Source organism: Pseudonocardia kunmingensis (assembly GCF_006716445.1).
GTDB lineage: Bacteria > Actinomycetota > Actinomycetes > Mycobacteriales > Pseudonocardiaceae > Pseudonocardia > Pseudonocardia kunmingensis.
Genome location: NZ_VFPA01000001.1, coordinates 3,099,206 through 3,124,791 on the forward strand (window position 1 = coordinate 3,099,206; position 25,586 = coordinate 3,124,791).

General features: G+C 74.9%; 25 protein-coding genes and 1 tRNA gene. 13 read left to right on the forward strand and 13 right to left on the reverse strand.

What is annotated here, in order from left to right; genetic code table 11:
* Positions 1 to 3 precede the first annotated feature (3 nt).
* Positions 4 to 1,314: an FHA domain-containing protein gene (locus FB558_RS14800; protein WP_142053062.1), complete on the reverse strand. Its 1,311-nt coding sequence runs from the start codon at positions 1,312 to 1,314 to the stop codon at positions 4 to 6.
* Positions 1,315 to 1,438: 124 nt separating this feature from the next.
* Between FB558_RS14800 and FB558_RS14805 the strand changes: the two genes are divergently transcribed.
* Positions 1,439 to 1,524 (forward strand) — tRNA-Leu (locus FB558_RS14805).
* A 477-nt stretch (positions 1,525 to 2,001) separates the two neighbouring features.
* Here FB558_RS14805 and FB558_RS14810 read toward each other — a convergent pair.
* Together FB558_RS14810 and FB558_RS14815 are read right to left on the reverse strand one after the other, a co-directional pair.
* Positions 2,002 to 2,619, reverse strand: a complete 618-nt coding sequence (locus FB558_RS14810; RefSeq protein WP_142053064.1) for a nucleoside/nucleotide kinase family protein — start codon at positions 2,617 to 2,619, stop codon at positions 2,002 to 2,004.
* An 80-nt stretch (positions 2,620 to 2,699) separates the two neighbouring features.
* Positions 2,700 to 2,942 carry a DUF2630 family protein gene (locus tag FB558_RS14815; RefSeq protein WP_142053066.1) on the reverse strand — a complete coding sequence of 81 codons (243 nt, stop codon included), beginning with the start codon at positions 2,940 to 2,942 and terminating at the stop codon, positions 2,700 to 2,702.
* 58 nt (positions 2,943 to 3,000) lie between these two features.
* On the opposite strand from FB558_RS14815, the gene FB558_RS14820 reads away from it, so the two are divergent.
* A complete protein-coding gene (locus FB558_RS14820) occupies positions 3,001 to 3,672 on the forward strand; it encodes an IclR family transcriptional regulator (RefSeq protein WP_142053068.1) in 672 nt (223 codons plus the stop codon).
* Between the two features lie 20 nt (positions 3,673 to 3,692).
* On the opposite strand, the gene FB558_RS14825 is transcribed toward FB558_RS14820, so the two are convergent.
* Positions 3,693 to 4,526, reverse strand: a complete 834-nt coding sequence (locus FB558_RS14825) for an LLM class F420-dependent oxidoreductase (RefSeq protein ID WP_142053070.1) — start codon at positions 4,524 to 4,526, stop codon at positions 3,693 to 3,695.
* Positions 4,527 to 4,599: 73 nt separating this feature from the next.
* On the opposite strand from FB558_RS14825, the gene FB558_RS14830 reads away from it, so the two are divergent.
* The 3 genes from FB558_RS14830 to FB558_RS14840 all read left to right on the forward strand — a co-directional run bounded on the left by FB558_RS14830 (position 4,600) and on the right by FB558_RS14840 (position 7,638).
* Positions 4,600 to 5,718, forward strand: a complete 1,119-nt coding sequence (locus FB558_RS14830) for a 5-methyltetrahydropteroyltriglutamate--homocysteine S-methyltransferase (protein WP_142053072.1) — start codon at positions 4,600 to 4,602, stop codon at positions 5,716 to 5,718.
* A 1-nt stretch (position 5,719) separates the two neighbouring features.
* Positions 5,720 to 6,442: a class I SAM-dependent methyltransferase gene (locus FB558_RS14835; RefSeq protein ID WP_142053074.1), complete on the forward strand. Its 723-nt coding sequence runs from the start codon at positions 5,720 to 5,722 to the stop codon at positions 6,440 to 6,442.
* A 143-nt stretch (positions 6,443 to 6,585) separates the two neighbouring features.
* Complete coding sequence (locus tag FB558_RS14840; protein WP_142053076.1) at positions 6,586 to 7,638, forward strand: GNAT family N-acetyltransferase; 1,053 nt, start codon at positions 6,586 to 6,588, stop codon at positions 7,636 to 7,638.
* Between the two features lie 10 nt (positions 7,639 to 7,648).
* On the opposite strand, the gene FB558_RS14845 is transcribed toward FB558_RS14840, so the two are convergent.
* From FB558_RS14845 to FB558_RS14860, 4 genes are read right to left on the reverse strand one after another with little or no spacing between them, the layout of a single operon-like run.
* Positions 7,649 to 8,341 carry a haloacid dehalogenase type II gene (locus FB558_RS14845; RefSeq protein ID WP_142053078.1) on the reverse strand — a complete coding sequence of 231 codons (693 nt, stop codon included), beginning with the start codon at positions 8,339 to 8,341 and terminating at the stop codon, positions 7,649 to 7,651.
* A gap of 10 nt (positions 8,342 to 8,351) precedes the next feature.
* A complete protein-coding gene (locus FB558_RS14850; protein ID WP_142053080.1) occupies positions 8,352 to 9,050 on the reverse strand; it encodes an iron-sulfur cluster assembly protein in 699 nt (232 codons plus the stop codon).
* A complete protein-coding gene (locus FB558_RS14855) occupies positions 9,047 to 10,114 on the reverse strand; it encodes an amidohydrolase family protein (RefSeq protein WP_142053082.1) in 1,068 nt (355 codons plus the stop codon). The genes FB558_RS14850 and FB558_RS14855 overlap by 4 nt, the downstream gene beginning before the upstream one ends.
* An 18-nt stretch (positions 10,115 to 10,132) precedes the next feature.
* Positions 10,133 to 11,161, reverse strand: a complete 1,029-nt coding sequence (locus tag FB558_RS14860; RefSeq protein WP_142053083.1) for an NAD(P)-dependent alcohol dehydrogenase — start codon at positions 11,159 to 11,161, stop codon at positions 10,133 to 10,135.
* Positions 11,162 to 11,365: 204 nt separating this feature from the next.
* Between FB558_RS14860 and FB558_RS14865 the strand changes: the two genes are divergently transcribed.
* The 3 genes from FB558_RS14865 to FB558_RS14875 are packed head-to-tail and all read left to right on the forward strand — an operon-like array spanning position 11,366 to position 13,941.
* Complete coding sequence (locus FB558_RS14865) at positions 11,366 to 11,815, forward strand: DUF4442 domain-containing protein (protein WP_246106438.1); 450 nt, start codon at positions 11,366 to 11,368, stop codon at positions 11,813 to 11,815.
* A 57-nt stretch (positions 11,816 to 11,872) separates the two neighbouring features.
* Entirely contained in the window at positions 11,873 to 12,532 is a 660-nt protein-coding gene (locus FB558_RS14870; RefSeq protein WP_142053085.1) for an NAD(P)H-binding protein, read from the forward strand.
* Positions 12,532 to 13,941 carry a dihydrolipoyl dehydrogenase family protein gene (locus FB558_RS14875; RefSeq protein WP_142053087.1) on the forward strand — a complete coding sequence of 470 codons (1,410 nt, stop codon included), beginning with the start codon at positions 12,532 to 12,534 and terminating at the stop codon, positions 13,939 to 13,941. The genes FB558_RS14870 and FB558_RS14875 overlap by 1 nt, the downstream gene beginning before the upstream one ends.
* A 76-nt stretch (positions 13,942 to 14,017) precedes the next feature.
* Here the strand turns inward: FB558_RS14875 and FB558_RS14880 are convergent, their stop codons facing one another.
* From FB558_RS14880 to FB558_RS14900, 5 genes are all read right to left on the reverse strand, one after another.
* Entirely contained in the window at positions 14,018 to 15,013 is a 996-nt protein-coding gene (locus FB558_RS14880) for a copper resistance D family protein (RefSeq protein WP_142053089.1), read from the reverse strand.
* On the reverse strand, positions 15,010 to 15,564 hold the full coding sequence (locus FB558_RS14885) for a copper resistance CopC family protein (RefSeq protein ID WP_142053091.1): 555 nt from the start codon (positions 15,562 to 15,564) through the stop codon (positions 15,010 to 15,012). The genes FB558_RS14880 and FB558_RS14885 overlap by 4 nt, the downstream gene beginning before the upstream one ends.
* A complete protein-coding gene (locus FB558_RS14890; protein WP_142053093.1) occupies positions 15,561 to 16,268 on the reverse strand; it encodes a YcnI family protein in 708 nt (235 codons plus the stop codon). Before FB558_RS14890 ends, FB558_RS14885 begins: the two co-directional genes overlap by 4 nt.
* Before the next feature lie 40 nt (positions 16,269 to 16,308).
* Complete coding sequence (locus tag FB558_RS14895) at positions 16,309 to 16,839, reverse strand: hypothetical protein (protein ID WP_142053095.1); 531 nt, start codon at positions 16,837 to 16,839, stop codon at positions 16,309 to 16,311.
* Positions 16,840 to 17,020: 181 nt separating this feature from the next.
* On the reverse strand, positions 17,021 to 17,557 hold the full coding sequence (locus FB558_RS14900) for a DUF6474 family protein (protein WP_142053097.1): 537 nt from the start codon (positions 17,555 to 17,557) through the stop codon (positions 17,021 to 17,023).
* 315 nt (positions 17,558 to 17,872) lie between these two features.
* On the opposite strand from FB558_RS14900, the gene FB558_RS14905 reads away from it, so the two are divergent.
* The 5 genes from FB558_RS14905 (at position 17,873) to FB558_RS14925 (ending at position 25,479) form a co-directional block, all read left to right on the forward strand.
* Positions 17,873 to 19,504: a TM0106 family RecB-like putative nuclease gene (locus FB558_RS14905; protein ID WP_142054239.1), complete on the forward strand. Its 1,632-nt coding sequence runs from the start codon at positions 17,873 to 17,875 to the stop codon at positions 19,502 to 19,504.
* Positions 19,505 to 19,644: 140 nt separating this feature from the next.
* Entirely contained in the window at positions 19,645 to 20,949 is a 1,305-nt protein-coding gene (locus FB558_RS14910; RefSeq protein ID WP_142053100.1) for a UDP-glucose dehydrogenase family protein, read from the forward strand.
* Between the two features lie 217 nt (positions 20,950 to 21,166).
* Positions 21,167 to 22,333 (forward strand): Cmx/CmrA family chloramphenicol efflux MFS transporter, encoded by a 1,167-nt coding sequence (locus FB558_RS14915; protein WP_142053102.1) that lies wholly within the window; start codon positions 21,167 to 21,169, stop codon positions 22,331 to 22,333.
* Between the two features lie 121 nt (positions 22,334 to 22,454).
* On the forward strand, positions 22,455 to 23,069 hold the full coding sequence (locus FB558_RS14920) for a TetR/AcrR family transcriptional regulator (RefSeq protein ID WP_142053104.1): 615 nt from the start codon (positions 22,455 to 22,457) through the stop codon (positions 23,067 to 23,069).
* 28 nt (positions 23,070 to 23,097) lie between these two features.
* A complete protein-coding gene (locus FB558_RS14925) occupies positions 23,098 to 25,479 on the forward strand; it encodes a glycoside hydrolase family 65 protein (RefSeq protein ID WP_142053106.1) in 2,382 nt (793 codons plus the stop codon).
* Positions 25,480 to 25,586 lie beyond the last annotated feature (107 nt).

A 25,586-nucleotide genomic window follows, 5' to 3' on the forward strand; every position in this document is an offset into this window, starting at 1 on the left:
CGCCTACTGGGCGCGGAAGACCAGGCTCGAGTGCCCGACCCGGATGACATCACCGTCGTTGAGCTGCCAGGTCTGCACCGGGTTGCCGTTGACGGTGGTGCCGTTGGTGGAGCCGAGGTCGGTCAGCGTGGCCGTGTGACCATCCCAGCTGATCTCCAGGTGGCGCCGCGACACGCCGGTGTCCGGAAGGCGGAACGACGAGTCCTGCCCGCGCCCGATCACGTGGCTGCCCTGGGTGAGGTCGTAGGTCCGACCCGAGCCGTCGTCCAGCGAGAGCGACGCCGACAGCTGCTGCTGGTACCCGCCGTAGCCGCCCTGCTGGCCGCCGTAGCCCTGGTCGTACCCGCCGTCGTAGCCCTGCTCGTACTGCTGCTGGCCGTAGCCACCACCCTGCTGCTGGCCGTAGCCCTGGTCGTACCCGCCGCCGCCCGGCGCGTAGCCCGGCTGACCCGGCTGCGGGCCGTACCCGGGAGGGGCCGCGTAGCCCTGCTGGCCGCCGTAGCCCTGGTCGTACCCGCCGCCCGGCTGACCGCCGTAGCCACCCTGCTGTCCGCCGTAGCCACCGGCCGGCGGCTGCCCGCCGTAGCCCTGGTCGTACCCGCCGCCCGGCTGGCCGCCGTAGCCGCCTCCGGCGGGCTGCTGCCCGCCGTAGCCACCGGCCGGCGGCTGGCCGCCGTAGCCCTGGTCGTAGCCGCCCTGCTGCTGGCCGTAGCCGCCGCCCTGCTGGGGGTATCCGCCCTGCTGCTGGCCGTAGCCCTGCTCGCCCTGCTCGTACCCCCCTTGGCGCTGGTCGTAGGCGGGCGGGGCGTACGTCTGCTGCCCGTATCCGCCGGGGGCACCACGGTCGTATCCGTACTGCCCGTTCTCCTCGGGGTGGCCCGGTTGCTGGCTCATGGGTGCTTCTCCTGCGTCGCGTGCTCGCATGGCGTCCCGGCGGGAAGCGTCGGGGTCCACGGACGAGCGGGTGCGGAACTGTCCCGTGTGCAGCGCATCGGAGCGCTCCAGAAAGACTACGACCTCGCCGTAGGTGTCCCATCCCTGGTCGGCGAGTTGTTCGGTGACAGAGCCGGACAGCGAGTTCACGATCTCCGCTCGGTCACCCCCCATGCGAGCGAGGTCGGCCGGGCTGAGCAGCACCGTGAACCGGTTTGGCGCCAGCAGGCGCCCCCCGGCGAGCTCCTCGATGTGGCCCTCGGCTTCCCGCAGCAGCGCTTGCACGACTTCCTGGGGAACGACGCTGCCGCCGAAGACCCGCGCGAAGGCGTCGCCCACCAGTCCCTGGAGACGGCGTTCGAACCTGTCGACGCGGCCCAACCGATCTTCCTCCGTTCGCATCGGCGTGTTGCTGGCAGTGCCGATCGTATCTGTGCTAGCCCCGGCCATGTCGCCCCCCGACCAGGGGCCTCCCACACCCCTCTGCTAGCGTTCCCTCCTGCAAGGGCGAGTGGCGGAATGGCAGACGCGCACGGTTCAGGTCCGTGTGTCCGAAAGGACGTGAGGGTTCAACTCCCTCCTCGCCCACCAGGCGACGCATGCTCACGGAGCGCGTTCGCTTCGCGGTGGACATCGTTCCACTCTGGGGGGCCTAGCCCCCCAGACCCCCAGCCGGGTGCTCCGCCCCCGGACCCCCATCGTGTCGGGTCCCGTTTCATCGCTCGCCTCCTGTTCGGTCTGGCGCTTCGCTTCGCTCGCGCCTGGTCTTCTGACTGGGCGCCTCGCTTCGCTCGCGCCTGGTCTTCTGACTGGGCGCCTCGCTTCGCTCGCGCCTGGCCTTCCTGCTCGGGCCGCTTCGCTTCGCTCGCTCCTGCTCGGCTCGCTTCGCTCGCGCTCGGCTCGCTTCGCTCGCGCCTGGTCTTCCGGCTGGGCGTGATTGGACAGGTTGCCCTCGATGTGGGGTTCGCACACCGATTGTGGTGATGGGGCAGCGACTGCAGTCGGTGTGTGGGTGATGGAGTTGGTGTGTGAGGGGTTGGGCGTGGTCGTTGTGGGGCGTGGTGAGGGTCACCTGCGGACCGCCGGGCGGTCGGGGTGGTCGGACAGGACCACCAGGTCGGCTTCCTCGGAGGGGTGGCGTTCGTCCTCGTAGCGGGTGTAGGCGGGGAGGGTCCAGTGTTCGGTGGGGGAGAGGGTGCGGGCCAGGGCCGCGTCGCTCATCCGCAGGTGCACGGCCACGTCGACGGGGAGGCCGCGGCCCAGCAGCAGGGCGCCTGCCAGCAGCACCACGCCGTCGGACGGGAGCTGGACGTAGCGGGCGCGGTGCGCGCGGTCGGTCGTGGCGTCCCACAGGCGGGGCAGGACCTGCCCGGAGCCGGTCGGGCCCGCCGGGTCCAGCACCTCGCGGCGCAGGCCGCCGGCGTCGAGCCAGCCGTCCAGGAACTCGTCGGGGTCCTCGCGGCCGAACTCCAGGCGGACCGAGGCCGGCCGCAGGAAGTCGCCCGCGCTGACGACCACGGTCTCCCGGCCGTGCGTGCGCAGCTGCACGGCCGCCCGCTCGGCCAGGGCCAGCGGCCGCGTCGGGGGCGGGCCGTCGAGCGCGAGCCGCACCCGGCCCGGACGGGCGTCGACGAGCGTCACGACCTCGTCGACGAGCCGGTCCGGCGTCACGGGCGTGATCTGCACCGCCGCATGCTCTCCCGCGCCCGCGCGACCCGCCAGTGGGAGCCCGCGTGTCCGACGATCACGGTGACCGCGGAGGCGTGCTACTGCCGGTAGCCCTCCACCACGTCACCGGAGCGCTCCTGGGCGTCGTCGGGGTCGAGGCCGGCCCGGCGGCGGGCGTCGCGCTGGCGCAGCAGGTCCCAGTAGCGGTCCAGCTGCACGCCCAGCTCGGTCATCCGCTGCTGCTCGCCGTCCGACAGCGCCTGGCCCACGTGGGCGCGCTCGAGGCGGTGCTCCTCGGCGACCAGCTCGTCGATGCGGCGGTGCAGTTCGTCGTCGTCCATGTCGTTCCCGTCCGATCGGTGAGGTGCCGTCGGTGACGTTGTACCCGACACTGGCGGCGTGGCACCGGCACGCAACACCGGTTCCTCGACCACCCGGGCACTGCGGGTGGTCGAGGCGGTCGCGGCCGCGGGCGACGGTGTGACACCGAAGGCGATCGCCCGCAGGCTGGGCATCCCGCTGCCGTCGGTCTACCGCGCCATCGGCACCCTCGTGGAGGCCGGCTACCTCGTGCGCCTGCACGACGTGCGCGGCTACGGCCTCGGCCGCCGGGTGGCCCAGCTGCACCGCAGCCTCGCCGAGCAGGTGCGCCCCTCCGCCCCGGTCCGTGCGGTCCTGCACGACGTGCACGTCCGCGTCGGGGCGGCCGCTTACCTCGCCGTGCTCCGCGACGCCGACGTCGTCCTCGCGCACGTCGACGACTGCGGCGAGCACCCCCGGCCCGGCCCGATGCACGTCGGTGAGGCGCTCGCGCCGCACGGCACCGCGGCCGGGCGGGCCCTGCTCGGGGACGCCCGGCCGGACGAACCGGTCGTGGTGGTGGAGGAGTTCGAGCCGGGGACGGCCGGGGTCGCGGCAGCCGTCCGCGTGGAGGGCGGCCGCGGCGCGCTCGGGGTCTCGGTGCCCGGGGCCGAGCTGGGGGCCCGCCGGTCGGAGCTGGAACGGGCGGTGCGGGAGGCCGCCGCGAGGATCGGCGAGCTCGCCGCGGGCCCCGGCGCGGCCGCCCCCTGACGGCGCGAACCGCGAGCGGGTCAGGGGCGGAGCGCGGCCAGTGCGTCGAGGGTGCGCAGGACCTCGGCCTCGTCCGCGTCCGGCAGCTCGAACAGCACGCGGTCGACGCCGGCGGCCGCGTACGCGTCGAGCACGTCGCGCTCGGGCACCGCGCCGAACACCGAGACGGGGAGGTGGCCGCGGCCGGCGTCGGTGGCGCGGCGGCGCAGTTCGGCCACGCGCCCGGCGAACGCGTCCACCTCGTCACGGCGGACGCGCCGGGGCATCCACCCGTCGCCGTGCGACACCACCCGGTCCAGCACGGTCGGGCCCTCGCCACCGATCAGCACCGGCGGGGTGCGCACCGGCTTCGGCCAGGACCAGATCGGGTCGAAGTCGATGAACTCGCCGTGGAAGTCGGCCTCGTCGCGGGTCCAGATCTCGCGCATGGCGGCGATGTGCTCGAGCATCCGCCGGGTCCGCGTGCGCGGGTCGACGCCGTGGTTGGCCATCTCCTCCCGGTTCCAGCCCGGACCGACGCCCAGCTCGAAGCGCCCGCCGGCGAGCCGGTCGAGGCTCGCGATCGTCTTCGCGAGGCCGATCGGGTGGTGCTGCAGCACGAGGGAGACGGCCGTCCCGAGCGCGATCCGCTCGGTCACCACGGCCATGGCGGCCAGCGCCACGAACGGGTCCTCGGTGTGCCAGTAGCGCCGGGGCAGCTCGGCGCCGCCGTTCCAGGGCGACTCCCGGCTCACCGGGATGTGGGTGTGCTCGGTGAGGAACAGCCCGTCGAAGCCGCGCTCCTCCGTGGCCCGCGCCAGCGTGGGGCCGTCGATGCCGTAGTCGGTCAGGAAGATCAGTACCCCGTGCTCCACACCGCCAGCCTCGCATTTCCACCGGGCGGAAGACACCACGGCGCACCGGGGGTGACGGCGCTAGGTTGCCGCCATGCCGCGACGCACCGAACCGCCGTTCCGGGCCGACCACGTCGGCAGCCTCCTGCGCCCGCCCGCGCTCCTCGCCGCGAGGGAGCGGTTCGCGGCCGGCACCCTCGACGCCGAGGGCCTGCGCGCCGCCGAGGACGCGGCGATCCGCGACGTCGTCGCGATGCAGGAGGAGGTCGGCCTGCAGTCGGCCACCGACGGCGAGTTCCGCCGCACCTCGTGGCACATGGACTTCATCTACCAGCTCGGCGGCATCGTGAAGACCGACGAGCAGATCCAGGTGAAGATGCACAACGCGGAGGGCGACAACGCGTTCACCTCGGCAGGTCTGGCGGTGAAGGAGAAGGTGCGGCTCGACGAGCCGATCTTCGCCGACGCGTTCCGCTACCTGGCCTCGCTGACCACCACGGCCACGCCGAAGCTCACGATCCCGTCGCCGAGCATGGTCCACTACCGCGGCGGGACCGCCGCCGTCGACCGGTCCGTCTACCCGGACGTCGAGGAGTTCTGGGCCGACCTGTCCGCCGCCTACGCCGCGCAGGTGCGCGCGATGGCCGACCTCGGCTGCCGCTACCTCCAGCTCGACGACACGAGCCTGGCCTATCTCAACGACCCGGCGCAGCGCGCCGAGCAGGCCGCGAGGGGCGAGGACGCCGACCACGCCCACCTGCGCTACATCCGCCAGATCAACGCGGCGATCGCCGACCGGCCCGCCGGCATGAAGGTCACCACCCACATGTGCCGCGGCAACTACCGCTCGTCCTGGGCGGCCGAGGGCGGTTACGACTTCGTGGCCGAGGCCCTGTTCGGCGAGCTGGACGTCGACGGCTTCTTCTGCGAGTTCGACGACGAGCGCTCCGGTGGGTTCGCGCCGCTGCGGTTCGTGCCACCGGGCAAGCAGGTGGTGCTCGGACTCGTCACCACGAAGACCGGCCGGCTCGAGGACCCCGACCTCCTCAAGCGCCGCATCGACGAGGCGTCCGAGTACGTGCCGCTCGACCAGCTGTGCCTCTCCCCGCAGTGCGGCTTCTCCTCCACCGTCGAGGGCAACGTCCTCACCCAGGAGGAGCAGGTGGCGAAGCTGCGCCTGATCGTCCAGGTGGCGGAGGACGTCTGGGGCTGACGTGTCCGAGGGGCCACCGGGCTGGGGTGCCCCCCTGCACGAGCGGGTGCTCGACCTCGCCGGGGTCGGGCCGGGAACGGCGGTCCTCGACCTGGGCTGCGGGCCCGGCACGTTCGCCGCGGCGGCCGTCGCCCGCGGCGCCCGGGTCGTCGGGATCGACGGCGACCCGTCCGCGGTGGCCGTGGCGTCCGCCGCCGTGCCCGCAGCGACTTTTCGTCGGGGTGACGCGCACGACCCGCCGCCCGGCCCGTTCGACGTGGTCGCGGCCGTGCAGGTGCTGGCGCACGTCGCCAACCCGCTCGCCGTGCTGCGCGCCGCCGCCCGGGTCGGCTCCGCCGTCGCGGTGACGACCTGGGGCCCGGAGGAGGAGTGCGACGTCCGCGCGTTCGGCGAGGCCCTCGCTCCCTGGCTGCCGCCCCGCAGGCCGCCGTCCGGCCCGCCCCCGCTGACCGACCCGGCCCGGCTGCGCAAGGTCGTCGGCATCGCCGGTCTCGTGGTCGTCGCCGAGGAGCCGGTGGAGTGCCGGTTCACCTACCCGGACGCGGACGCGCTGGTCCGGCCGCTGCTCGCGTCCGGGATCGGGCGGGCGGCAGCCGCCCGGGCCGGGGACCGGGCCGTCCGCCGCGCGGTCCTGGACCGCCTTGCCGTCAACCGGACGAGAACCGGCGGGTACGTGCTGCTCAACCGCTTCCGGGCGCTGGTGGCGCGGCCCCGGCGACCGTGACGACGCACGAGGGCGAGCCGGGGCTCGCGTTGCGCGCGACCGGGTGGGCTGGTCCACTACAACGCCGCCGCGGACACGGACGTCCCGGACCGACGTTCTGCGTGCCCGCCGGCCTGCCGACGATCGAGGAGGATCGGCGCACCGTGCGAGTTCACCCCCGGGCACCGCGCGACCAGTGGCGGGCCGTGCTCGCCGAGGATCCCCTGGCGCTGCCCGAACACGCTCCCGAGTGGGTCGACGCCGTCTGCGCGGGCGGCCCCTACACCGACGCCACCCGCCTCTACGAGTTCCCGGACGGCCGCCGGTTCGTGCTCCCGCTCGTCCGCCGGACCGGCCTCGCGGGCGTGCCCGGGCAGCTGTGGTCGCTCCCGCACTCGTGGGGACTGGGCGGCCTCGTCGGCCCGGACCTCGACGCGGGAGCGATCCGGGCCGTCGTCGGTGACCTCGCCGCGCTGCCGGCCGTCCGGGTCGTCGTCCGGCCCGACCCCCTCCGGAAGGGGTGGGAGTGCATCGCCGGTCACCCGAAGGTCCACGCGTCACCCCGGAGGGCGCACGTCCTCGACCTCGTCGGCGGGGTCGACGGCGTGCGTGCCCGGCTCGGGTCGCTGACCCGCCGGAACCTGCGGACGGCCGAGCGGCTGGGCGTCCGCGTGGAGCTGGACCGCGACGGCAGCCTGCTCCCGATCTACCACCGGCACTACGACCTGTCGGTCGACCGGTGGGCGGCCAAGCAGAACGAGCCCCTCGCGCTGGCGCGCTGGCGCGCCGCTCGGCGCGACCCGGTCGGGAAGTTCGACCTCATCGCGAAGCACCTGGGGGAGGCGTTCCGGCACTACGTCGCGTTCGACGGCGACACGCCGGCAGCATCGATCATCGTGCTGTTCGGGAGGACCGCCAGCTACTCCCGCGGTGCGATGGACCGCGACGTCGCCGGGCCGGTGCGGGCCAACGACCTGCTGCACTGGACCGCGATCCAGGACGCCTGCGCCGCAGGCTGCACGCATTACCACATGCTCGAGACCGGCGAGTCGGAGTCGCTCGCGCGCTTCAAGGAGCGCCTCGGCGCGGTGCCGATCGACTACTGCGACTACCGCATCGAACGCGTCCCGCTGACGAAGGCCGACAAGAAGCTGCGGTCCGCGGTGAAGAAGGTGATCGGGTTCCGGGACACCGACAACGCCGCCGTGCAGCGCTGACGGCCGGACTTCAGGCGCCCAGGCGGGTCGCCAGGTCCGTGAGGGAGGCCACCGACAGATCGGCGTCCGGGTCCTCCGCCGGGGGAGGCGGGGCCTGCGGGCCGCGTTCCTGCGGGCGGTGGACGTAGGCCGTGCGCAGGCCGCGGCTGCGGGCCGCGACCAGGTCGTCGACGTGCGCGGCCACCATCAGCACGCGCTCCGGCGGCAGCCCGAGCAGCCGGGCCGCGCCGTCGTACACCTCGGCGTCGGGCTTGTAGTGCCCGAACAGCTCGGCCGACAGCACCGTGTCCCACGGCAGGCCGCCGTGCTTGCCCATGTCGACGAGCAGCGCGACGTTCCCGTTCGACAGCGACGCCACCACGTACCGCGCCTTCAGCCGCGTGAGGCCCTCCACGGAGTCCGGCCACGGGTCGAGCCGGTGCCAGGCGAGCACCAGCTCGGCCCGGACGTCCTCGGGCGCGTCCGGCGCGCCGAACTCGGGCAGCAGCTCGTCCAAGGAGGCCCGGTGCAGGTCGTCCAGCCCGGTCCAGGGCAGCTCGCCGCGGCGCACCCGGTCCATCGACGGCGCGTACCGGCCGCGCCAGGCGTCGGCGAGCGCCTCGCCGTCGACGCCGGGCAGGAGCCGGCGCACCTCCCGGGCGACGCCCGCGCGCCAGTCGACGACCGTGCCGAACACGTCGAACACCAGCGCGCGGACGTCCACGCCGCGAACCTTACGTGCCGTACCGCTTCGCGAGCAGGTCCCGGCAGGTGTGGCCGTTCGCCTCGATCCCGACGCGCGTGAGCCGCGCCCGCCGCAGGTGCAGCGGCACCTGGGCGGCGGTCACGGGCTCGCCGTCCGGGTGCAGCAGCAGCGGGGCGTCGGGGCCGTGCGGCAGGCCCACCCGGGCCCGCCGCTCCCGCAGCCGGTCCAGGTCCGGGGACGGCGGCACCTCGGCGAGCCGGGTGTCCGCCAGCTCCTCCGGCGTGGCGCCCGCGTCGACCAGCGGCCGGGCCACCCGGTCCTGCCCGGCCAGGGCCGCCTTGCGCAGGAAGACCGCGCGCAGCTCGTCCAGCTCGGCCTGCGCCTCGCCCGCGAACGACGCGACGAACCCGGCTCGCGCGGCGACCCCGGAGTTGATCGTCGCGGAGACGAAGTGCTCGTCCAGCGCGATGTCGGCCCGGGTGACGCCCGGTACGGCGGCCACCGCGTCGTGCGCGTCGGCCACCATCAGCCACGCGAAGTTCGGCGCGCAGAAGAAGGTGGGCAGGCGCAGCCGCACGGACGCGACCCCGTCGTCGGACACGGTGCACGACGACACGAACTCCAGGTCCGTGATGGGTTCGTCGAGCTCGGGGTCGTGCACCGTGCCCAGCGCGGCCCACACCGCGGCGACGGGCGCGGTGGTCGGCGCGGTGGTCGGCGCGGTCACGGCGAACCGGCCGCCGCGGCCTCGGTGAGCAGCTGCTCGCCGGGCCGGTCCTGCTCGCCTGCCGACGTCTTCGGCAGGCACTCGGCCGGCACCTCGATGTCGTAGAGCTTCGCCGCGTTCAGCCCCAGGATCTTCTTCTTGCCCTCGGTGGACAGGCGCGGGTAGTCGCCGTACGCGTCGTCGTCGGGCATCTGCCAGTCGACGAAGCCCTCGACCTGCCACTTCGGCTCCCAGATGCCGTAGTCGCTGCCGAAGGTCATCTTGTCCTCGCCGACCCAGAACAACAGCTCGCCCATGACCTTCGCGAAGAAGCGCGGCCGGGCGTGCATGTGGGCGCCGATCACGACGGACAGTCCCGCGTAGACGTTCGGTTCCTGCACGGCCATGTAGCAGAAGTCCTCGATGCGCGGCAGGCCCACGTGCTCGACGATGAAGTTGAGGTCCGGGAAGTCGGTGGCCGCGTGGTCGACGTCGGCCACGTCGAAGGCGTCCTTGTCCAGCGGCCAGATCGTCGGGCCCTTGTGCACGTGCACGTTCTTGATGCCCAGCTCCTGGGCGCGCGCGAGGAAGCGGTAGCACTCGGGGTCGGACAGCTTGTAGCCGCGCGAGTCGCCGATCCACTCCGCGGTGTAGAGCTTCACGCCCTTGAGCTGGTAGCGCTCGGCGTCCGCCTCCAGCTGCGCCAGCCCGGTATCGCCTTCGCGCGGGTCGAAGCGCCCGTTCGTGATGAACTTCCCCGGGTGCTTCTGCGTCAGCGTGTGGTTGCGCTCAGCGGTGTTGAAACCCTCGGTGTACCAGTGCTTGAGGTAGGTGGACTGGAAGATCGCGACGTCGACGTGGCCCTCGTCGAAGAGGTCGCGCATCAGGTCCTCTTCGGAGTACTTGCAGTACTTCTCCCAGTCCCAGTGGGTCTCGGGCGGGCCCAGCTGGTGGTAGCCGTAGAAGCAGTCGATCCAGCCCTTCGCCAGGTTCTCCCGGCCGGCCACCCAGTTCTGCGGGCTCGCGTCCCAGAAGTGCATGTGGGAGTCGACGATGAAGTAGTTCTCGCCGTCCTTGGAGTACATGTGGTGGGCCTCCGGGATTCAGGGGACGAGGATCGCCCGGCCGCGCACGCGGCCGGCGTCGAGGTCGTGCAGCGCGTCCAGCGCCGCATCGAGCGGGTACTGCTTCGTGTGCAGGGTGACCTTCCCGGCCTGGGCCAGCACCATCAGTTCGGCCAGGTCCGTGTAGGTGCCGACGATGTTGCCGATGACGTTCTTCTCGTTCGCCACGAAGTCCAGCGTCGGGGCGGAGAAGTCACCGCCGTAGCCGATGACGTACTGGTAGCCGTCCGGTGCGGTCATCGCCCAGGCGTCGTTCTCCGCGCCCTGCTCGGCCACGAAGTCGAACACCACCGTGGCGCCCTCACCGCCGGTCAGGTCCTTCACCGCGTCGACGTGGGAACCGTCGGCGACCACGGTCTCGTCGGCACCGATCTGCTTCGCGAGCTCCAGGGCGTCGGGGTTGCGGTCGACCACGACGATGCGGGTGGCGGTGAGCGCGGCCAGGCACTGGATGCCGATGTGCCCGAGCCCGCCCGCGCCCTGCACCACCGCGGTGGTGCCCGGCCACAGCACCGGCACGGCCTTGCGCACCGCGTGGTAGGCGGTGATCCCGGCATCGGCCAGCGCCGCCACGTCCGCCGGGTTCGTCGACGGGTCGAGCTTCACGCAGGCACGGGCGGTGGTGCGCAGGTACTCGGCCATCCCGCCGTCGTTGTCGCTCAACCCGGGGAAGAACGCGTTCACGCACTGCATGTCCTTGCCCCGGCGGCAGGCCAGGCACAGCCCGCAGGAGGGCTGCGGGTGCAGGATCACCGTGTCCCCGACCGAGACGTTCGTGACGCCGTCGCCCACGGCGTGCACCCAGCCCGCGTTCTCGTGCCCGATCACGTAGGGCAGCTGCGGGCTCATCGCCGCGGCCCACTGGCCCTCCAGGATGTGCAGGTCGGTGCGGCACACCCCGGCCCCACCGATCTTGACGATCACGTCGAGGGGCCCCTCGAGCTTCGGCTCCGGGATGTCGTCGATCTTCGGGTCGGCGTGGTAGTCGTGCACCCGGACGGCCTTCACCGGCGTACCTCCCTGTGGCGTCGCTGCCCTGCTCCCGATTGCACGCGCGCAGTGCCGCTCGTCACAACCGCGCCGATTCCGCGGGCTGAGAAAACAGACACGGCCTTCGGCCTCCGGCTCCGGGGACGACGCTCCGACCTGCGGGATCGCGGGTCCGGCCGGGCGCGGCGGGCATGTGTGCTACTGATCAGTAACCTCTCCGGTGTGACGGAGACGAGCTGGGTCGGGACGGCGATGCGGGAGAGCGTCCCCTGGGCGCGCACGGTCGGGGTCGAGTTCGTGGAGACCACCGCGGAGCGCGCGCTCGTCCAGCTGCCGGACGAGCCGGACCTGCGCAACCACGTGGGTGGCCCGCACGCCGCGATGATCTTCGGGCTGGGCGAGACGGCGTCGGGGGCGGTCACGCTGGCGGCCTTCGCGCACGTGGTGCAGCGGGCGACGCCGCTCCCCGTCCGCTCCGAGATCGCCTACCGGGCCGTGGCCCGCGGGCCCCTCACCGCCGAGGCGCTGCTGCAGCGCCCGGCCGCCGACGTGCTCGCCGAGCTCGATGCGGGTCGCCGCCCGGAGTTCGACGTCGCGGTCACCGTCACCGACGCCGAGGGGCGCGAGACCACCCGCATGACCGTGGTCTGGACACTCCGCCCGAACCGTTAGCGCTCCGTCAGGTCATCCTGCGCGCGCGGGCGGACCACCACGACTACCGTCCGCGTCGTGCAGGTGGTCATCGCAGGAGGACACGGGAAGATCGGGCTGCGGCTGGCGGCGCTGCTCGCCGGGCGCGGCGACATCGTCACGGGGGTGGTGCGCAACCCCGGCCACGTCGCCGACCTCGAGCGCGCCGGCGCCACGGCGGCGGTGCTGGACCTGGAGTCGGCCGGGGCGGGTGACCTCGCCCCGGTGCTCGTGGACGCCGACGCGGTCGTGTTCGCCGCGGGCGCCGGGCCGGGCAGCGGCGTGGAGCGCAAGGACACCGTCGACCGCGCGGCGGCCGAGCTGCTCGCCGAGGCGGCGCGCCTGGCGGGGGTGCGGCGCTACCTGCTGGTCTCCTCGGCGGGCGTCGACGACGAGCCCGACCCGGAGCGCGGGGAGGTCTGGGGCGCCTACGTCGCCGCCAAGCGGGCGGCCGAGGACGCGATCCGGGCCGCCGACCACCTCGACTGGACGATCCTGCGGCCGGGCAGCCTCACCGACGGTCCCGGCGTGGGACGGGTGCGGCTCGCGCCCCCGCCGGTACCGCACGGCAGCGTCACCCGCGACGACACCGCCGCCGTCCTCGCCGCGCTGCTCGACGCGCCCGGTTCCGCGGGCGCGGTCCTCGAGCTGCGCGAGGGCGACGACGAGGTGCACGAGGCCGTGGCGGCGGTGGCGTGATGGCGGCCGCGGCGGATGTGGACGTCATCGTCATCGGCGGCGGAGCGGTCGGCGAGAACGCCGCCGACTACGCCACGCGGGCCGGGCTCTCGGCACTGGTCGTCGAGGCCGAGCTGCTGGGCGGGGAGTGCTCGTACTGGGCCTGCATGCCCTCGAAGGCGCTGCTGCGCACCGGGCACGCCGTCGCGGCGCTGCGCAGGCTCCCGGGCACGACCGCCGAGTTCGACCCGGCCGCGGTGCTCGCCCGGCGCGACTCGTTCACCCACGACTGGAACGACGAGAGCCAGGTGCAGTGGGCCACCGGCGCCGGGATCCGGGTCCTGCGCGGGCACGCCCGGATCACCGGGGAACGCACCGTCGAGGTGGACGGCCCGGCCGGGCGCGAGTCGCTCACGGCGCGGCACGCGGTCGTCGTCAGCACCGGCAGCGTGCCGAAGGTGCCGCCCGTGCCCGGACTGGACGCGGTCCGCACGTGGACCTCGCGCGACGCCACGTCGGCGAAGGAGGTCCCACCCCGGCTCGGCGTGCTCGGTGGCGGCGTCGTCGGGTGTGAGCTCGCGCAGGCGTTCCGGCGGCTCGGCTCGCAGGTCGTGCTGCTGCAGAGGGGTCCGCGCCTGCTGCCGGCACTGGAGCCGTTCGCGGGTGAGCGGGTGGCCGCCGCCCTGCGCGACGAAGGCGTCGACGTGCGCCTCGAGCACCGCCTGGACTCCGTGGCGGCGGCGGGTGACGCCATCGAGCTGCACCTGGGGGAGGAGACCCTCGTCGTCGACGAGCTGCTCGTCGCCACCGGGCGGCGGCCGAACACGACCTCCGTCGGGCTCGAGTCCGTCGGCCTGGAGCCGGGGAGGACGCTCGAGGTGGACGACACCGGCCTCGTGGCGGGTGTTGCGGGCCAGTGGTTGTACGCCACCGGTGACGTCACCGGCCGGGCACCGCTCACCCACCAGGGCAAGTACGACGCGCGGATCGTCGGGGCCGCGATCGGGGCCCGCGCCACCGGCGAGGAGCTCGACGACGCCCCGTGGGGGGAGCACGTCGCCACCGCCGACCACGCGGGAGTCCCGCAGGTCGTGTTCACCGACCCCGAGGTCGCGTCGGTGGGCCGCACCGAGGCGCAGGCCCGCGAGGCGGGGCTGGACGTGAAGGTGATCGACCTGCCGATCGCGGTGGCCGGTTCGTCCCTGCAGGCCGACGGCTACGACGGCGCCGCGCGGATGCTCGTCGACCCCGCGCGCGGCGTTCTCGTCGGGGTGACGTTCGTGGGCCAGGACGTCGCCGAGCTGCTGCACGCGGCCACCGTCGCGATCGTGGGCGAGGTGCCGGTGGACCGGTTGTGGCACGCGGTGCCGGCCTACCCGACGATGAGCGAGGTCTGGCTGCGGCTGTTGGAGGCCTACCGGAGCTCGTGAGGGCAGCCGCCCCCTGACGAACGGCACTCTCGTCTGTCCCTGGCCGACGAACGTGCCGTTCGTCCGCGAATCCGGGCTAGTACGCCGACTGCGACAGTGCCGCGGCGAGGCCGAGCGTCGCGGCCATGACCGCCACCTCGGCACCGGCCCAGCGCAGCACCGGTGTCCGCCCGGCCGCGAGGCGGCGGCGGGCGAGGTTGCCGAGGAACGCGAGCACGGCGAGGCAGACGACCTTCGCGAGCACGATCCGGCCGTAGTCGGTGACGAGCAGGTTGCTCCACGCGCCGAGCCGCAGCAGGGCGTTGAGCAGGCCGGTCACCGCGACCGCGCCGAGGCACCACCCGGCCAGCCGGGAGAAGCGGGGCAGCACCGCGTCGAGCAGCACCCGGTGCCGGGCCACCAGCGCCAGCACGGCCGCCAGCCCGCCCACCCACAGCGCCGCGGTGACGATGTGCCCGCCGATCGTCATGATCGCGATCTGGTGGTCGGCGGACGTGCCCGAGTGGCCGGTGACGCCCGGCGTCATCAGCCCGAGCAGCGCCGCGACCAGCGGGACCCGCACCGGGACGAGCGCGCGGTCGCGCAGCCGCAGCACCGCGCAGCACAGCACGGCGGCGGTGCAGAGCGCGGCCAGCACGAGGCCGCGCCCGCCCGCCAGCTCGGTGACGTAGCTCCCGATCTCGCCGCCGGACAGCTGTCCGAGCGGCCGGCCGAAGGCGTCGGCGGTGCGGAACGCGATGCCGAGCAGCGACAGCACCAACCAGGTCCCGGCCAGCGCGACGAGCGCGCGGTCCGACGTGGCGCGCACGCGCTCGAGGTCGCGCAGGGCGGATCCGGGCAGCCGGCGGGCGGCCGGCAGCAGGACGGCGAGCAGCGTGAGCCCGACGCAGCCGACGCCCGCGACGTCCATGCCGGAGCGGGTGACGGCCGTGCCGACCAGCACCGGCAGGGCGGAGCTCGCGAGGGCGCCCGTCAGCACGCTCGCGGTGAAGGCCACCACGACCGCGAGCGCGGCCCACCCGACCGGTCGCAGCCGGTCGAGCGGACGCGGACCCGCGGTCGGCGGTGTCATCCCCGGCCCAGCCGCAGGGCCACCACGACGCCGGCGCCGACCAGCACCACGGCGCCCACGACCCACGGCCACACCGGCGCGCCGCCGCCGTCCTCGGCCGGGGCCGCGGCGGGCGGGGCGGGGGCCGCCGGGGCGGCGGAGGGTTCCGCGGGTGCGCTCGTCCCGCCGGGGCCGGGCGTGGTGAGCGTGAACGAGACGCTGCCCGTGACCGGGTGGCCGTCGGCGGAGATCACGCGGTAGCCGATCTCGTACCGGCCGGCCGGGCCGAGGGGGAGCAGCCGAATGCTGATCGTGCCCTCCTCCGCGGTGACCGGGCCGTCCTCGTAGTGGGCGCCGTCCGGGCCGACCACGGTGAGGGTGCTGAACTCCGGCGACATCGTTTCGTTGAACGTCAGCGCGACGTGCTCGGGGGCGCTGTCGAGGCTCGCGCCGTCGGCGGGGTCGCTGCTCTGCAGCCGGGTGTGGGCGAGGGCGGGGGCGGCCCCGAGCAGCAGGGCGAGCCCGGCCAGCAGGGTGACGGCGACGGTGCGCAGGACGCGGGTGCTGGTCATCGGGTCGCCCCCGTCGTACGGCGGGAGCGGAGCACGGCGCCCGCGCCGACCCCGACGCCGAGCGCGCCGACGAGCAGCCCACCGCCGCCGAGCCAGCGGGCCGTGGTGTCGGTGGTGCCGGCCGCGGCGGGCGCCGCGGCCGCCTCCTCGGCGGGTGGGGTGAGCGTGACCGACGGCGCGGGCCGCTCCGGCTCCGAGCCGTCGGCCATCGGCGGCTGGTCCCAGGCGACGACCTCGCCGTCGTCGTAGGTCTGCACCGCGGGCAGCAGCAGCTGGTCGGTGTCGGTCGGCATCGGCCCGAGCGAGAGCGGGAACTCGGCGAACTCGCCGGGCCCGATCCGGACGCCGGGGTCGGCCGTCCAGGTGACGCTCCGCACCGCCTCGGTGATCATCCGGCCGTGCCGCTCGACCGGAGGGTCCAGCGGGGCCTTCGCCAGCGTCGCGGTCCAGCCCGGACGGGGCGTGGTCCGGACGGACGTGATCGGGTGGTCGGCGGGCAGCGTGACCTGCAGCGCGACGGTGCCGGCAGTCTCGGATTCGGTGGGGACGCGCAGCGCGATGACGGCGTAGCCGCCCTGCTCGGCGGTCTGGGGCGTCGCCGTGACGTGCGCGAGCGCAGGCGTCGCGAGGGCGAGGGCGGCCACTGCGGCCGTCACGAGGACGGTGCCGGCGCGCAGCGCGCCCCGGCGCGTGGACGAGGACATGGAGGTCTCCGGGGGGAGGTCGGTGGACGTGCGGGAGTGGTCAGCACGTCACCGGGGGCCCGCGCCGGGCGTGGGCCACGGCGAAGGCGCGTGCGAGAGCCGCGGGAACGGCGGGGCCCGGCACGGCGAGCACGGGGAGCGGACGGTCGGCGGGCGGGGGCGCGAGCCTGCGGGGCAGCACCCGGCCCAGCGCCGCGAGCAACGCGGCGAGGCCGCGGTCGGCGTGGCGCAGGGCGAGCGCGGTGAGCAGGGTGGCGATGGCGTGCATCGTGATCATCTGCGTGCCCGGCGCCAGCGCGGCCTGCGCCGCGTGGTGGGACGGGTGCAGCAGCTCCAGCACGTGGTGCAGCACCAGCTGACCCGCCGCGAGCACCCCGACGGTGCCGGGGACACCCCGGCAGCGGCAGGCCACGCCCACGAGGCCGTACGCCAGCAGCGGCAGCAGGACCGCCAGCACGGCCAGGTCGGGCGCGGTTCCGCCGCCCGCCGTGTGGCCGGTCGCCGTGAGCAGCGCGCACAGCCCGGCCATCACGGCGGCCCGGAGCCCACCACCGCCAGGACCGCTCGTCACGGGGAACGACGGTAGCCGCCGGCCGGGCGGCGCGTCGCCCACGGGCCACGCCCGCGCCCACCGGCGCGCGGGCTGCGATCGCAGGTCGGTGCCGCTGCTGCGGTCGGACGGGCCGGTTGGGACGAACGGCGCCGTCGCGAATCGGGTGCCGACTTCCCGCACCGCTCGTCGACCCGTTGGGTCAGGTGGCGATGCCGAGGTGTCGCAGCAGGGCGACCTCGAGCCGGTCCAGCTCGCCGCCGATGGCCCGGTAGGCGGTGCGGCGCCGCGTCGTGGGCATCTGCTCGGCCGCCCGCACGGCCACGGCCAGGTCCGCGAGGCGCGGGCGCGTCTCGGCGGCGAAGCTGCGGGCGGCGTTCGTGGTGTCCGACTCGGAGCCGGACTCGAGCTCGTCGAGCGCCTGCGCGAGGCGCGAGAGCCGCGCGTGCAGCGCGCCGCCGGGTCCGGCGTAGGTCGCCAGCTGCCCGGGCTCGACGCCCAGCCGGGCGGCGCGGTAGGCGTCCCAGCGGGCGCGCGCGACGCCTGCGGCGGCGAGCGCGTAGGGCGCCAGCAGCGGCGCCACGGCCTTCCCGACGCCGATCATGCGCTTGGCCCGCGCCGCGGTGAGCGGTTTGCGGGCGCGCGCCGCGAGCTCCGCGCCCGCGTTCTCGGTGGCCGCACCCGCGGTGCGGGCCGCCCGACCGGCCGTGCTCGTGACGGCCGCCACACCGGCCGTCACGTCGGACGCCCCGTCGGTGGCACCGTCTGATCGGCCGGACGTCGACCGGCGTCGCCGGAGCCCCATCCGCTCGCCCTCCTCACGCCCGTTCCCGGTGATCAGGTCCGGACTGCCGGCAGCTTAGTGCGGATCGGGGTGGCGGCGCGCGCCCGCGGCACGGCGCGTCCCCTGCGGTCGCAGACCACCCGGGTGGGAGGCCCGATCGCCCGCGGACTGTCGGTCGTGGTCACTAGTCTCGCGTGCGTGACGGCGATCGAGAACCGGCTCCCGGCAGTGGGGCCCACCGGTGGGGGCCCGGTGCTCGACGCTGCGGCGATGACGCGCTGCCGGCGCCGCGTCCACCTCGACCACGATCCGGGCGCGGTCGGCTCGCCGCGGGCGCTGCCGGATCCCTCGCTGGAGCAGCGCCGCGACGACGCCGTCGCCCACCGGGAGCGCGTCGGCGTCCTGCTGGCGGCCACCGTGGGCGCCGGGTGGGTCACGGTGCCGGCGGCGCTGCCCGGCCCGGAACGCGTCGCGGCCACGGCCCGTGCCGTCGCCGACGGCGCCCCGTTCGTGTGGGGCGCCACCCTTCCCCCCGACGCGCAGGCGGGCCGCCGCGGCGGCGCGGAGCTGCTCGTCCGCCTGCCCGGCGGCGGCTACATCCCCGTCATCGTCGTTCGCCACCGGATCACCGATCCGGGCAGCGGAGCGCTCACCACACCGCTCACCCAGCCGCGGCCCGGCCGCGCGGCGGCCGATCCCGCGCGCAAGGTGCGGTCGCAGCCGCGCGACCTGCTGCGGCTCGCCCACCTCAACCGGATGCTGCACGCCGCGGGCTGGGCCGCGTCCCCCGAGCTGCGCCACGGCGACCACGGCGGCGTCATCGGCCTCGACGCCGACGTCGTCGTCTGGCACGACCTGCGGGCGGGCCACTGGCCGGGCGCGCGGTCCACCCTCGCGGAGTACGACGCGCGCTTCGCCGACCGCGTCGCGGTCGCCACCGCGGCCGCCACCGGCGCGCCCGCGCTCGCGGAGCCCTCCCGCATCACCGAGTGCAGACGTTGCCCGTGGTGGCCCACGTGCGAGGCCGTGCTGGAGCGCGCCGAGGACGTCAGCCTGGTGGTGCGCGGCGAGTTCGCGGGAGCGCTGCGCGAGGTCGGGGTCGGCACGGTCGAGGCGCTCGCCGCCCTCGACCCGGCGGCCGAACCCCCGGTGGAGGTGCCGGGGCTGCCGTTCGCCGACCTCGTCGCGCTCGCCAGGGCCCGCCGGCGCGGGCTCACCGTCGTGCGGCGGGTGCCGCGGGTGCCGGTGCCCCGCGCCGACGTCGAGGTCGACATCGACATGGAGAGCTTCGGCGAGGCCGGCTCCTACATGTGGGGCGTGCTGCTGCGCCACCCAGGCGGCCGACGGCCGGGCGACGAGCCCGACGGGTACCGGGCGTTCGTCACCTGGGACCCGGTGCCCACCGAGGACGAGGCCCGCTCGTTCGCCGAGTTCTGGTCCTGGCTCTCCCGGGTGCGTGCGCAGGCGGCGTCCACCGGCCGCAGCTTCGCGGCCTACTGCTACAACGAGCAGGCGGAGAACCGCTGGCTGCTGTCCTCGGCGAGCCGCTTCGCCGGCCTGCCCGGCATCCCCCCGATCGCCGAGGTGGAGCAGTTCATCGCCCACCCCGGCTGGATCGACCTGTTCGCCGTGGTCAGCGAGTGGTTCCTGTGCGCGCAGGGCAAGGGCCTCAAGCGGATCGCCCCGGTCGCGGGCTTCTCGTGGCGCGACCCGGAGGCCGGCGGGGAGAACTCCATGCGCTGGTACCGCGACGCCGTCGGGATGGACGGCGGAACGCCCGACCTGCAGCAGCGCGAGCGGCTGCTCGCCTACAACGCCGACGACGTCGCGGCCACCCGCGTCCTGCGCGAGTGGATGACCTCGCCTGCCATCGAGCAGGTGCCGCTGGCAGGGGAGCTGTAGGGCTCGCACACCGATCGTGGTGCTCGCACACCGACTGCAGTCGATGTGCGAGAACCACAACCGGTGTGTGAGCCGACTGGCCGTCTGCGTGTCATCCGAGGTCCAGCCGGTGGTCATCCCGCCGGTGGAGCGTGCGGGGCATGTTCGCCCGGCGCATCGCGGTGATCGGTTCCGGCTACGTGGGCCTCACGACGGGGGCCTGCCTCGCCTCGCTCGGCCACCGGGTGGTGTGCGCGGACGTCGACGAGGCGAAGGTCGAGCGGCTGCGCCGCGGCGTCGTCGACATCGTGGAGCCCGGGCTGCCCGAGCTCGTCGCCGAGAACCAGGCCGCGGGGCGGCTGGAGTTCGTGCTGGGGGCGCGGGACGCGGTCGCCGGCCGCGACGGTGACGCCGTGGAGGTCGTGTTCCTCTGCGTGCCCACGCCGATGGGGGAGGGCGGGGCCGCCGACCTCGCCGCCGTGCGCGACGTCGCGGCGCAGGTCCGGCACCTGCTGCCGGCGGGCTGCGTGGTCGTGAACAAGTCGACGGTGCCGGTCGGCACCGCCGAGGCCACCCGCAAGCTGCTGAACCGCCGCGACGTCGCCGTGGTGAGCAACCCGGAGTTCCTGCGGGAGGGCTCCGCCGTGCACGACTTCCTGCACCCCGACCGGATCGTCGTCGGCAGCGACGCGCAGGACGCCGCGGAGCGGGTGGCCGCCCTGTACGCCCGGCTCGGAGCCCCGACGGTGCTCACCGACGCGGCGAGCGCGGAGATGGTGAAGTACGCCGCGAACTGCTTCCTGGCGATGAAGCTGTCCTACGTCAACGCGCTCGCCGAGATGTGCGACGTGCTGGGCGCCGACGTCGCGGACGTCACCGAGGGCATGGGGCACGACCGCCGGATCGGGCAGGCGTTCCTGCAGCCCGGTCCCGGCTGGGGCGGCTCCTGCCTGCCGAAGGACACGAACGCGCTGGTGCAGGTGGCCGCGGCGGCCGGGATCGAGCTGCCGCTGGTCAGCGCCAGCATCGCGACGAACGAGCGGCAGCGCCGGATCGTGGTCGGCAAGATCGCCGACGCGGTCGGGGGGAGTCTCGCGGGCCGGCGGATCGGGCTGCTCGGGCTCACGTTCAAGGCGGGCACCGACGACCTGCGCGACTCGCCGGCGCTCGCCGTCGCGCGGCTGCTGCGGGCGGGCGGGGCCGAGCTGACGGCCTACGACCCCGGCTGCCCGGCCGCGGTCCCGGGCGTCACCGACGACGTCACGGTGGCAGACGAGCCGCTGCGCGCCGCCAAGGACGCGGACGCCTTGGTGGTTCTCACGGAATGGCCGCAGTTCCGGTCCCTGGACTGGGCGGCCGTCGCCGGTGCGCTCGCCGGGCGGGTCGTGGTGGACTGCCGCAACCTGCTCGACCCGGACGTGCTGCGCCGGGCAGGCATCAGCTGGGTCGGCGTCGGGCGTCGCTGACGGCGAATGCGGTGGACGGCGGGTGTTAGCGTCCTCCGCGATGAGCAGCCCCGAGGCGTCCAGAAGGTAGCCACCGGTTCCGGTGGCTGTCCACGCGTGGCCGCGGCGTCGTCCGCGGCCCCACCGCCATCGGATCACCGGGTCCGGGTCCATCCCGCCTGCCGCCGTCCGTCGCGACGCCGGTGGGTTCCCGCACGATCCCTGACGGAGCTGCGTCGTGCCCTTCGTTCTCCACCTGCTCGCCCTGGCGGTCTTCGCCCAGGGCACATCCGAGTTCATGTTGTCGGGACTCGTCCAGGACATCGCCGCCGACCTGGACGTCTCCCTCCCCGCGGCCGGCCTGCTGACCTCGGCCTTCGCCGTGGGGATGGTCATCGGGGCGCCGCTGATGGCGGTGCTGTCCATGCGGTGGTCGCAGCGGCGGTCGCTGCTGACCTTCCTGTGCGCGTTCGTGGGCGTCCACGTCGTCGGTGCGGTGACGACGAGCTACGAGGTCCTGCTCGCCACCCGGGTCGTGGCCGCACTGGCCAACGCCGGGTTCCTCGCGGTGGCCCTGGTCACCGCGGTCGGCATGGTCACCCCGAGCGCCACCGGCCGCGCCACGTCGGTGCTGCTCGCCGGGACCACGCTCGCCTGCGTGGCCGGCGTCCCGGCCGGGGCGGTGCTCGGCCAGGCGTGGGGTTGGCGCTCGGCCTTCTGGGCCGTCGCGCTCGTCTCGGTGCCCGCGCTCGCCGGGATCCTGCGGTGGGTGCCGGCCCGCGCGCCGGGAGCGGCTGCGCCCGGGGCACGTCGCGAGCTGCGGGTGCTGCGCCGGCCCCGGCTGCTCGTGGTCCTGCTGCTGGGTGCGCTCGTGAACGGCGGCACGTTCTGCGCGCTCACCTACCTCGCGCCGCTGGTCACGGACGTCGCCGGGCTCGCCGTCGGCTGGGTGCCCGCGGTGCTGGCGCTCTTCGGCATCGGATCGTTCGCCGGCGTCACCGTGGCCGGTCGGCTGGGTGACGCACACCCGGTCCGGCTGCTCGCGGTCGGTGGGGTCCTGCTGCTCGCCGGCTGGGTCGGCTTCGCGCTGGTGGCGGCGAACCCGGCGGCGTCGTCGGCGCTCGTGCTGGTGCAGGGCGGGCTCGGGTTCGCCGTCGGCGCCACGCTGATCGCCCAGGCGCTCCGCGCCGCCACCGGAGCGCCGACGCTGGCGGGCGCGTTCGCCACAGGGGCCTTCAACGTGGGCGCCGCCCTCGGCCCGTGGCTGGGCGGGTTGGCCATCGCCGCGGGGCCGGGGCCACTGGCATCGCTCTGGGTCAGTGCGGCCATGGTGGCGCCGGCCCTCGCCATCGGCGCGGCGGCGCACGCCCTGCAGCGCGCGGCGGCCCCGGCACCGGCGGCCTGACCGCGGCGCCCTGCTCCGGTCCGCTGTGCGACGGCGGACCTGCGGCATCCCGATGGAAGGCAAATGTGGATCAAAATGCTGTAACGTGAAGCTGTAACGACGTTCCAGCAAGGAGTTCCAGTTGACCGCTCGCGCGCGCACCGCCCGGGCCGAACGCGCCCGCGCCACCCGGCAGCGCGTGATCGAGGCCGCCGCGCCGCTGTTCGTGCGCGACGGCTACCTGGAGACGACGATGGCCGGCATCGCCGCTGCGGCAGGCGTGGCGGTGCAGACGCTGTACCTCTCCTTCGGTAGCAAGGTCGCGGTACTGGAGGCCGCGCTGGGAAACGGTGCCGACGATCAGCCGAACGAGTGCATCGCCGGGCTGCGCGCCGAGCCGTCCGGCACCGGTGCGGTGCGCCGCTACGTCACGCAGACGGCGCCGCTGATCGAACGCCGGTACCCCCTCGACACCGTGTTGCGGGCGGCCGCCGCCGATCCGGAACCGGCCGCACTGCTGGACCGCACCCGCAAGGCGGCCCTCGCGACGCACGCGCTCGCCGTGGACGAGCTCGCGGAGAAGCCCGGGTTCACCGGGGACGTGTCGCTGCAGCGGGCCACCGAGATCGTCGCGGCGCTGCTGTCCCCGGAGACCTACGGGCTGCTCGTCGTCGCGCAGGGGTGGACGACGCCGGACTGGGCCGAGTGGGTCGGCCGGCACGTGGCCGTGGACCTGTTCCCCCCGGACCCGGCATAGCGGACGCACCCGCGGGGAACGAGCGGTCATGCCGCCCCGGACGAGCGACCCCTTCACCGTCGAGCCCTGGTGCGTCCGCCAACCCCGGCCCCGCCTGGACGCGATGGCCGAGATCGAGGCGGCGTTCGCGCTGTCCAACGGCTGCCTCGGCATCCGCGGCACGTTCGACGAGGGCGACCCGGCCGACATGCCGGGCACCTACCTCGCGGGGCTGCACGAGCTGCGCTCGATCGTCTACACCGAGACCGGCTGCGGCGAGCCGGAGGCCACCCAGACGCTGGTGCACACGATCGACGGCACGCACGTCCGCATCGCGGTCGACGGCCAGCCGCTGGACCTGCGCGCGGGGGAGGTGCCGCACCACGAGCGCGTGCTCGACCTGCGGTCCGGCACGCTCCGGCGCAGCCTCCGCTGGCGCTCGCCCGCCGGGCGCGAGGTGGATGTGCATTCGGAACGGCTGGTCTCGTTCGTGCACCGGGGCGTCGCGGCCGTGCGCTACACCGTGCGGGCGGTGCACGAACCGATCTCGATCGCGCTGACCTCCAGCCTGGTCGCCAACGGCGTGCAACCGCACCTGCCGAGCCGGCCGAGCGCCGGCGACCTGCTCGAGCACCCCCTCGAGCCGCAGGAGCACCACGTCGACGGCGGCCGGATCGCGCTCCTGCACCGGACCCACCGTTCCGGGCTGTGCGTGGCCGCGGCCGCGGACCACCGGCTCGAGAGCCCGGCGGAGCTGGAGGTGCACGTCGACGCCGACGAGGACTGGGCCCGGCTGACCGCGACCGCCGAGCTGGCGCCCGGCGAGGAGATCACCCTGGTCAAGCTGCTCGGCTACGCGTGGTCGGCGGACCGCTCGATCACCGCGGTGCGCGACGAGGTGTCGGCCACGCTCACCACGGCCCGGCACACCGGCTGGAACGGGCTGCTGGACGCGCAGCGGGCCTACCTCGACGAGTTCTGGGCCGACGCGGACGTCGAGATCGAGGGCGACGACGAGCTGCAGCAGGCGATCCGGTTCGCGCTCTGGCACCTGCTGCAGGCCACCGCCCGGTCCGAGGGCCGCGCCATCGCCGGGAAGGGCCTGAGCGGCGCGGGGTACCAGGGGCACGCGTTCTGGGACACCGAGACGTTCGTCCTGCAGGTGCTGACGGCGCTGCGTCCCGCGATCACCCGGCAGGCGCTGGGCTGGCGGCACTCGACGCTGGACAAGGCCCGGAAGAGGGCGCTCGAGCTCGACATGCGCGGCGCCGCGTTCCCGTGGCGCACCATCGCCGGTGAGGAGTGCTCGGGCTACTGGCCGGCCGGTTCTGCGGCGCTGCACGTCAACGCGGACATCGCCGACGCGGTGATCCGCTACGTCGGCGCGACCGGGGACGTCGAGTTCGCCCGGACCACCGGCCTCGACCTGCTGGTGGAGACCGCGCGGCTGTGGGCGGCGTTCGGGCTGCACGGCCGGGACGGGCGGTTCCACCTGCACGGTGTGACCGGGCCGGACGAGTACAGCGCGCTCTGCGACGACAACGTCTACACGAACCTCATGGCGCAGCAGAACCTGCTGTGCGCCGCGCAGTGGTCCCGGGAGTACCCGGCCGACGCCGAGCGGCTCGGTGTGGACGCCGACGAGTGCGACGGGTGGGAGGCCGCAGGCGCGGCGATGGCGGTGCCCTACGACGAGGAGCTGGGCGTGCACCCGCAGGCCGCCGGTTTCACCGACCTGCCGCGATGGGACTTCGCGAGCACACCGCCCGACCACTACCCGCTGCAGGCGCACTTCCCGTACCTGCAGCTCTACCGCAAGCAGGTGGTCAAGCAGGCCGACCTCGTGCTGGCCATGCACCTGCGCGGGGACGCCTTCACCGCTGAGCAGAAGGCGCGCAACGTGGCCTACTACGAGGGCGTCACGGTGCGCGACTCGTCGCTGTCGGCGTCCTGCCAGGCGGTGCTGGCCGCCGAGGTCGGGCACCTGGACCTGGCCTACGACTACCTCGCCGAGTCGGCGCTGGCCGACCTGCGCGACGCCGAGCACGACTCGGCCGACGGGCTGCACCTCGCGGCGCTGGCCGGCTCCTGGATCGCGCTGGTGGCGGGCTTCGGGGGGATGCGGCAGGACGGGGCCGAGCTGCGGTTCCGCCCCGCGCTGCCGTCGCGGTTCACGCGGCTGACGTTCCGGGTCCGCCACCGGGGCGCGCGCCTGCGGGTCGGCATCGGCGACGGCGAGGCGAGCTACGCCCTGGAGGAGGGCGACGCGCTCACGATCCGGCACGAGGACGAGGAGGTCGCGCTGACCGGCCGCGACGCCGTGGTGCGCCCGCTCGTGCCCCGCCCGCGGCCACCGGCGCCGGAGCAGCCCGAGCACCGCGGTCCCCTCCGCCGCGACGCGCCACCGGAGCGCACCACCGGGGCCCGGTGAGCCGGCCTACGGGGCTGTCGGGTGGGCGGGTTGCGGTGGGCGCGGCCGTCCCCGACCGGGCACCGGCCGGACCACAACGAGACCGTCCCCGCTGGGTGCCACTCAAC